10 protein-coding genes and 1 pseudogene are annotated in these 7,219 nt (G+C 67.3%); 3 read left to right on the top strand and 8 right to left on the bottom strand.

Features of this window, described 5'->3' with window-relative positions:
* Position 1: 1 nt before the first annotated feature.
* The 3 genes and pseudogenes from bluB (at position 2) to QOI01_RS18040 (ending at position 1,935) form a co-directional block, all read left to right on the top strand.
* Complete coding sequence (gene bluB / locus QOI01_RS18050) at positions 2–721, top strand: 5,6-dimethylbenzimidazole synthase (RefSeq protein WP_526383292.1); 720 nt, start codon at positions 2–4, stop codon at positions 719–721.
* A 69-nt stretch (positions 722–790) separates the two neighbouring features.
* Positions 791–972: pseudogene (locus tag QOI01_RS18045) on the top strand (glutamate synthase central domain-containing protein); the annotation flags it as partial.
* A gap of 171 nt (positions 973–1,143) precedes the next feature.
* Positions 1,144–1,935, top strand: coding sequence for a pentapeptide repeat-containing protein (locus tag QOI01_RS18040; protein ID WP_526383290.1), 792 nt, complete (start codon positions 1,144–1,146; stop codon positions 1,933–1,935).
* Between the two features lie 84 nt (positions 1,936–2,019).
* Here the strand turns inward: QOI01_RS18040 and QOI01_RS18035 are convergent, their stop codons facing one another.
* The 8 genes from QOI01_RS18035 to QOI01_RS18000 form a co-directional block, all read right to left on the bottom strand.
* Positions 2,020–3,102: an NlpC/P60 family protein gene (locus tag QOI01_RS18035; protein ID WP_526383288.1), complete on the bottom strand. Its 1,083-nt coding sequence runs from the start codon at positions 3,100–3,102 to the stop codon at positions 2,020–2,022.
* A gap of 82 nt (positions 3,103–3,184) precedes the next feature.
* Positions 3,185–4,042: a DUF2637 domain-containing protein gene (locus QOI01_RS18030; protein ID WP_526383287.1), complete on the bottom strand. Its 858-nt coding sequence runs from the start codon at positions 4,040–4,042 to the stop codon at positions 3,185–3,187.
* Between the two features lie 268 nt (positions 4,043–4,310).
* Positions 4,311–4,511, bottom strand: coding sequence for a hypothetical protein (locus tag QOI01_RS18025; protein ID WP_526383285.1), 201 nt, complete (start codon positions 4,509–4,511; stop codon positions 4,311–4,313).
* Between the two features lie 407 nt (positions 4,512–4,918).
* Positions 4,919–5,698 (bottom strand): hypothetical protein, encoded by a 780-nt coding sequence (locus QOI01_RS18020; RefSeq protein WP_526383283.1) that lies wholly within the window; start codon positions 5,696–5,698, stop codon positions 4,919–4,921.
* 325 nt (positions 5,699–6,023) lie between these two features.
* Entirely contained in the window at positions 6,024–6,179 is a 156-nt protein-coding gene (locus tag QOI01_RS18015; RefSeq protein WP_526383294.1) for a DUF5983 family protein, read from the bottom strand.
* Complete coding sequence (locus QOI01_RS18010; RefSeq protein ID WP_526383281.1) at positions 6,180–6,329, bottom strand: hypothetical protein; 150 nt, start codon at positions 6,327–6,329, stop codon at positions 6,180–6,182.
* Positions 6,326–6,553 (bottom strand): hypothetical protein, encoded by a 228-nt coding sequence (locus tag QOI01_RS18005; protein WP_526383279.1) that lies wholly within the window; start codon positions 6,551–6,553, stop codon positions 6,326–6,328. The genes QOI01_RS18010 and QOI01_RS18005 overlap by 4 nt, the downstream gene beginning before the upstream one ends.
* On the bottom strand, positions 6,550–7,219 hold a 670-nt coding region (locus tag QOI01_RS18000; RefSeq protein ID WP_526383277.1), incomplete at its 5' end, for a hypothetical protein. The genes QOI01_RS18000 and QOI01_RS18005, both read right to left, overlap by 4 nt.

Genomic DNA, 7,219 nt, shown 5'->3' with positions numbered 1-7,219 from the left:
GTTGTGCCGCAACCCGAACAACACCGCCACCACCGCCGCGGGCAGGGTCAGCACGTGCGGCCGGCCGACCGGCGGGTTCTCTCACGGGCCGACGGCCTCCCGGACCCGGCTGACAAGGTCGGCGAGTGGCCAGTTCACCGGTGCCCCGGTTGCCCCGGACGTCCTTGTCCGTGTTCTCGGCGCCGGTCATGCTGCCCCGAGCGTGGGGCTGTCCCAACCGTGGGACTTCATCGTGGTGCACGACCGGGCCCTGCGCGAAGGGTTCCACCGGCACGTCCACCACGAGCGGGACGTCTTCGCCGCGACACTCGACGCCGAGGACGGCGAACAGTTCGCCCAGATCAAGATCGATGGTGTGCTGGAGTCCACGCTGTCGATCGTGGTGACCTACGACGCGGAGCGCGGCGCTCCGGCAGTGTTGGGGCGCCATGCCATCGCGGACACCGGTCTGTACTCGGTGTGCCTGGCCGTCCAGAACATGTGGTTGGCCGCCACCGCCGAGTGGCTCGGGGTCGGCTGGGTGTCGTTCTACCGCGAAGAGTTCGTCCGACAGCTGCTGGGCGTCCCGGCCGGTATCCGCCCGATAGCCTGGCTCTGCCTGGGGCCGGTCAGCCACCTGCAAGCCGTACCTGATCTCGAGCGACACGGTTGGCGCCAGCGGCGTCGGCTGCACGCCGCCGTGCACACCGATCGCTGGGGCTCGCCAGCTCGATCACGGTGAACACCGCCCCGTCGTGGGGTCAGCCGCACCCCACTGGCAAGGTAGTCGTCCACCTGGCCGCGTTCCATACCGATGGCGCGCACCGAAGCCGAGCCGATCGGCTCGATGGGTACCGACACGCGGTAGCCGTGCTGTCCACCCGGCCGCGGCTGTTCTACGACTACTTCCGCCAGCGTTTCGCCCAGGTGACGAACCCGCCTCTGGACGCGATCCGCGAAGACCTGGTCACCAGCATGGCGACCACGACCGGATCGAGGGCAAACTGCTCGATGATCGATCGTGTTGGACGTTCGGGTCGGCACACAATGGCCTTTCCGCTTGTCGGACTGGTCGACAGCGAGAATTGCGCGCATCGATCATCCCGGTCGACGGCCCGAGCAGTCGATCGCGAACGGTCGAGGTGACCGCTACGGTGTTCTGACATGGAGGAAGCGGATAAGGCTGGCTCGACACGAGCGGCGTGGGGTAGCTGGATCGCCGCTGTGGCCGCGCTGCTCGCGGCGCTCGCGGCCGGCGGCAGCTGGATATCGACGTACCGGCTCGGTAGCACGGAGCTAAAGCTCACGGTCGCTGAGCGAAATAACGAACGGTTCAGCCAGGCCATCGACCAGCTTGGACGAGAGGGCGGCAAGGAGCTAACGCTACGCCTCGGCGGAATTTACGCCTTGGAACAGGTCATGCACGACGCCGACAGCCATGAGGCGGCCATAGTCGACGTGCTCTGCGCATTCGTCCGCGAGCACACGCGCGCCAAGGTCGATCCCCCCAGAAATCCGACGCCGGACGTCCAGGCCGCCTTGACGGCGCTTGTACATCGGCCAAACATCGGCAAGCCGAGATTTGGACGCGACGCGAAGTTTGGCGTCATCGACCTGAGAAGACTTTCTGGCCAGGAGGTGCACATAGAAATCACCTATTGGCGAGATGCCCACCTGGAGGGTGCCCTGCTCACCGGCACATCGCTGGACGAGACGGACTTTCAGCTTGCCCACCTTGAGGGTGCCGATCTCAAAGAGGCGGTACTGTTAGGCGCCAACTTCAACGGGGCAAACTTGACAGGCGCTGCGTTGGCCAACGCATACGTTGACGGCGCCGACTTTTCTACCGCCGTCGGCCTAACCACCGAAGGGGTCCGACGGGTCTGTCTCGGAAAGCACAGAACGAAATTTCCGCCCGGAGTGACCGGTCCAACCGGAAAGGTCGACGGATGTTAGCACCCGACGGAGGCCCATCGTGGCCCGTGCGAGAATGGACTGTGCACTTTGGGTTGCACGGAATCGACAGTCCAATAATAGGTATCAGTTGATCCATCGATAAGTTCGCATCTGGTTGCCACCGAAGTACGGGTACGGGATGACCCGGTGATGGGTGCCACCATCCCCGGACTGCTCGTACCCGACGTAACTGGTGATCGTGGCGTCGGTCCAGTGCTCGAAGATGACCACGTGCCCGGCCAGGTTGGGCGCGGGGTTGATGAGTAGATCGCCGGGGCTGAGTGCGGATTTGGAGACTGGCGTGGCTTGAGCAGCCAGTCCAGCCGTGTTCAGTCCTGGCCCGGGCAGGCCCAATGCCATGGAGGCGAATCCGGAGCAGTCACGCCGGTACCCGCCGAACCAGTCGTTCGGGTCGCCGCTGGACAGGTATGGCACGGGACCGCCGTTCCACGCCGTCAGCCAGGTCGCTGCGCGTGCCAGTACCGCCTCGCCGCGCGGGCAAGCAACCGATGGACCGAACGAGCTTCCGCGGTCCGATACCGCCGGACAAGTGCTCACGCACTGCTCAAGATTTTCCGGAATTGCTCGCCAAATCCCGGAACCTACAGCGTTGACGACGGCGACCGCGTCGTCTTCCCACTTCGCGTACGCGTCAGGGTAGGCGCTGATCTGTACCCGCTGTCCGGCGACCGTCAAGGGAAGATCTTGCCAGCCGGGTACGTCGGTGAGGCGTTGGTAGAACTTCCTGGCGGCGTAGCGCGGGTCGAGGATCTGTGCGGGGGTGCCCCAGCCTTGGCTGGGTCGTTGCTGGAACAGGCCGAGGCTGTCGTGGTCGTTGGCTTCGCCGAGGTCGTTGAGATTGCGTAGCCGGGATTCTTGCATGGCGACTGCGACGGCGATGATCCAGCCGCGGGGCGGCACATGCAGTCGGGTGCCTTCGGCGACGATGGTGGCGGCGTTGCCGATCTGCTCGCCGGTCCACGTCGTTCCGGACAGCGAGGCCAGTGCGGGGTTGGCGGGGCCTGGCGATCCGTTGCTGGGGTCGGGTTGTGGGTTGGCACAGGCGGCGAGCGCGATGCTTGCGGCGCCGATACTGAGGCCGCCGACGCAGATGGCGACGACGAGGAAGAGGCCGCTGACGATGCCTGCGAGTGCTCTGCCGGTCATAGGTTTCCTCCGTGGATGTGATGCCAGGCGGCGGCCGCGGTGATAGCGCGACCGCCGCCCGGGCGGATGGTTGGTGGGATGTTCAGGTGACGGCGCTGGTGAGTTCGCCGTTGGGTTGGAGTTCTTGCGTCGCAGGCTCGGATTCGGGGGTCGGGCCCGGTGGGGGCGGCGTGGGCGGCTCGGTGGGGTGTGCGTCGGTGAGGTGTCCGTCTTCGCCGGCGGCGCGGATGAATTGCAGGGTGCGTAGTGAGACGCCGTGTTGGGCGGCGGTCTCGCGGGTGGCGGTGTCGAGGTGCCGGGTGGCGTGCCAGATGGTTCGCCACCGGGAGAGGGTGATGTCGGTGGTGGGTAGCCGCCGGGCGGTGTCATACCGATCTCGCCACTGCCGGGATGCGTGGCGCCTGGCCACCGGATCCGGTGGCCGTTGACTCTCGTCGACCGACGGCGGTTCGGTCGCCGCGCTGGGTGATGCTTCGTCCTGGTTGTTCGCCCGGGCCGTGGTGGTATGGGTGGGCTCGAATAGGTGGGCGAGCATCTTCGCCGCGGCGAGCAGCGCGATCGCGGTCCAGCCGGAGATCGCGCGGGCGACGAGGTTGTCGGGGGCGACCGCGATGTTCGCGGTGATGCTGGCCAGCGTGCCTACGCACAGGATGGTGTAGGGCAGGGGGCCGCTGCGGCGGCCGTTGCGCCGGTCGGCGAGCAGCACGAGCATGCCGATGACGTCGAGGCCGTCGACGGTCAGCGGGAAAGCGTGGGCGTCGATGCCGTGCTCGTCGGCTTGTTCGGCGAGGGTCAGCATGTGGTGGTAGGAGATCCAGGCGGCGAGGGCGGCCAGGCCGGAGACGGTCAGCACCGCCACGGCTTGGATGCCTCGGTCAGCGAGGCCGTGTGGAAACGTGCGGGCCACGTCGTCCTCCAACGAGATGAGTGGTGGACGCACCGCCGCCCTAACGCCGTCGGCGTGAAGCGGCGGGCGTGGGGCAGGCGTGGTTGCCGATGGGGCCGACACTGCGGGGTCGAGGGGCTCGGCTGGTGTCGGTCACTTGCTCGCGGCTGGTGGCGCCGCCGAATGGCAGGCGAGCAGGGCAGGCAGCCGCGCCGGGGTTGTCGAACGCGGAACGGGGTGGCCGCAGGACCGCTAGCGGTGCGAGTGAGGCTGCGGTTGAGCGGAATCGGGTAGGTGGCCTCGCGGTCCGCGAGTAACGGCGTCAGTGCAGGAAGAGCAGGGTCAGTAATGGGGTCTTTTCCAGCAGGCCGAGGGCCACGACGTGCAGGCTGATCAAGGCCAGGATGTGGGTGATGGGGTGCAGCGCGCGACGGCCGAACCGCTGGGACAGCCGGGCCTTGGATTCGGAGGCGGTGAGGGGTTCGGGGACGTTGGTCGGCTCGGGCGCTTCGTGCTTGCCCATGGGGTGCCGCCTTTCCGGTCTGGATGGTGCGTGGTAGCCGGCCCGCACGGCGATCGCGGGCCGTGGGAACAGCAGGGTTCGCCAGCGACGCCCGTGTCGGTGTGCGGGCCGCCGTCGTGTGTAGGCAAGGTGGGTTTCGGAGAGCGATCGATCCTCGTGACTTCAGACTCCATAAGGGACGGTCTGGGTCGACGAGGTGCGACAGCACCAGAACCGGGGCAGTGCGATAGTCGATCGTCTGGTGTTGGGGCGAGTGTTCAGGCCGTCGACCGTCGCTGAACTGCACGGACCACTTCCCGATCTACGATTCAGCGTTTCGCGCCGTAACGCCCTCAGTACACGATTCGTGGAGTTGCTGTACGAATCACTGAGTGCTTACCACCTTGGATGGTGCAGGCATCGGGGCGTCATGAGTGGAATGACCACTCGCCTGGTTGGGGGGCTCCGATCGGGTAGGACGGGGTGTGGGGGTGGTTGAGGACCGTGGCGGTGCTGTGGGAGGGTCGGGCGGTGCCGGTGTCGTCGATGAGAGCTGCGCAGCCGGTGGTGGTGCAGTGCCGGGTGGCGCCGTGGAAGATCAGCCCGTAAACGAGGCCGCTACTGGTCTGCACGTACAGGGATCTGGGGCCGTCTTTGCTGATGTGGGTGTCGACACCGGTGCTGCGGATGAACAGGCCGATGAGGTTGTGGTGCCAGCTCTGCCACGCCTTCTGGAAGGTGGTGGAGGTGGCGCCGTAGTAGTCGTGCAGGGCGGTGAGGTGGGCTTCGCACGCGGCGATGACGTCGACTGCGTCGCGGTGTACGTGCAGCCGGTAGGTGGTCGGGCGGTAGTCGGGCTGGGGCAGGTCCGGGGTGGGGGTGTTCGGGTCGTTGTAGGTCGAGGGCATGAGATTGACCAACTCCAAAGCGAGCAGGGGGCCGGTTCCCCATTGCTGGGCGCGGCGGGTGATCGCGGCGACGATCGCCGTCCATTGGGTGGCGGGGATCGCGAAGGCGGTGACGTCGAGGCGCCGCCCATCGCCGAAGCTGTGCAGGGTGCGGCCGGTGTCGGCGAGCAGCGCGTTGTACACGGCGCCGATGCCGTCGTTGAGTAGTTGACCGGTGTCGGCGGCGTCGCGGATGCGTTGGCTGATGGTGTCGAGTTCACGGGCGGTCAGCGCCCGCCGGTATTGGTCGGTGACGGTCACCGGATCTCCTAATCGGATGGTGGGTGGAGCGGTGCGGGTTCGCCGTGGCGGTTGACGCTGACGAGGCGGCAGGCCGGGTCACGGCTGTCGAGGTGTGTGGCTGCCTGCTGGGCGTAGGCGAGGTGTGCGGTTGAACGTGTCGGTGGACGCCGCCCACGAGCCGATTTGACCGGGTGCCGGCCAGGTGCCGGGCAGGGTGAGCAGTTTGTAGGTCACCCCGGGTCGCAGCGCCGGGCCGCATGGCACCCCGGGGCTTCCCGGAGTTGCGGCACGCGGCCGGCACGGTCCCCGGAAGGGTCAAAGAGGTGGGTAGCTGGTCTGGCGGTTACCGGTCCCAGGTGGGCAGGTCGCCGACCCGATCGGCGTCGGCGTCGAACAGCACGTAGTCGCAGCCCAACCCGCGGGCGTAGCGCTGAATCGCGAGCACCTCGGGCGGCAGGTCGGGATAGTCGCCGGCGTGCGCCTGCGGATCCGCGGGGATTCACATCAGCCAGCCATACTCGAGCTGGTAGGCGACGACGCCGTCGTGGCCGGACAGTCCATGACTGCCGAGGTTTTCCGGCAGATGTGCCGTGGACAGGTCCAGGAGGCTGCGAACGGTGGCGCCGCCGGTGTGGTCGTCCGTGCTCACGAGGCACCACCAATCGGGTCGCCGACTGCGTCGACCAGATCGCAGAACTGGACGCGGTCGCCGGTTCGCCGTCGTTGCGGCGACTCGGCGGTGATGCCGTGCGTGCTCAGCTGTGTCACGACCGACGGATTGCTGGGTGCTACGGGCTGCGGGCAACCGCTGCGCGTCGGTGTGCCGGTGGCGGCCTGTTGGTTGATGAGTTGTAGCCGGGTGTCGTCGCTCATCGGGCAGCGCGCCCGTTGGCCGTGCCGGGGTCGACGACAATCGGCGCGGGGATCGGCGCTGCGGTCGCGTACCGGCATGCGACGTGGGTGCCGTGGTGCTTTCCGGCGCAGTCGATGTCGCGGAGTTGACGGTTGGGATCGGCAGCCTTCTGGCGCAGGGTTCGTTGCAGGTCGTCGATCTGTGTGCCGTACAGGCTCTCGTAATGGATCTGTTCGTCGCCCTGGCCTGCCGTGATAGGTCTGTCGGGGAACGCCCGCAGCCACATGCGGAAATACAGGCCGGCTGTGGGGCCGTGCAGCGGGGCACGCAGGCTCGCCTCGCAACAGACGAGGCACAGTTCGACCGCGGTGGCCGGACGGGTGTCGGCACCGGCAGCAACGCGGCCGAGCAGTTCGGCCGCATGGGAGCGGTAGACGAACTCGGCACCCATGCCCGGACCGATCTCACGGGGCCGGATGAGCCCGAACGAGTGGTACAGGACGTCGGCATGGTCCGAGTGGCGGCGGATTGCCCGTGCGATCTCGTCCTCCGCCCAGTCCATGGCGGCGCACGCGTCTGTGAGTTCGTCCATGACCGAGGCGACCAGCGCGGCAACACCTGCGGTATGCGTGCCGGCGGTGCGGTCTACCGTCGGCAAGGAGCCGACGGTACAGTCGTTGTTGATC

Origin of the sequence: Mycobacterium sp. (assembly GCF_032162605.1) — a bacterium.
Classification (GTDB): domain Bacteria; phylum Actinomycetota; class Actinomycetes; order Mycobacteriales; family Mycobacteriaceae; genus Mycobacterium.
Note: the sequence above shows the minus strand (reverse complement) of the source record. Positions and strands in the feature narration are given on the sequence as shown.